At 70.2% G+C, this 329-nt stretch carries 1 protein-coding gene; it reads right to left on the bottom strand.

Going from position 1 to position 329, the window contains the following annotated elements; translation table 11 throughout:
- Positions 1 to 329 (bottom strand): ATP-grasp domain-containing protein (locus OOT08_RS12105; RefSeq protein ID WP_325092971.1); only part of this gene is annotated, 329 nt, incomplete at both ends.

Raw genomic sequence — 329 nt, 5'->3', positions numbered from 1 at the left:
CAGGTCGTTCCCGACGACGGTGACGTGGCCGACCTTGCGACCGGGGCGGGGCTGCTTGTCGTAGCTGTGGATCTTTGCGCCGGGGTGGGCGGCGAGGGCCGTCTGGTAGCGCTCGGCCATCGTGCCCTCGGCGGGGCCGCCGAGCACGTTGACCATGACCGCGGCGGGCGCGGTCATCGCGGTGTCGCCGAGGGGCAGATCGGCGACGGCGCGGAGGTGCTGTTCGAACTGGCTCGTGACGGAACCCTCGATGGAGAAGTGCCCGGAGTTGTGGGGGCGCATCGCGAGCTCGTTCACGAGGACGCGCCCGTCGACGGTTTCGAACATCT

The sequence above is a fragment of the Leucobacter sp. M11 genome (assembly GCF_035726885.1).
Taxonomy (GTDB): domain Bacteria; phylum Actinomycetota; class Actinomycetes; order Actinomycetales; family Microbacteriaceae; genus JAPFRB01.
Note: the sequence above shows the minus strand (reverse complement) of the source record. Positions and strands in the feature narration are given on the sequence as shown.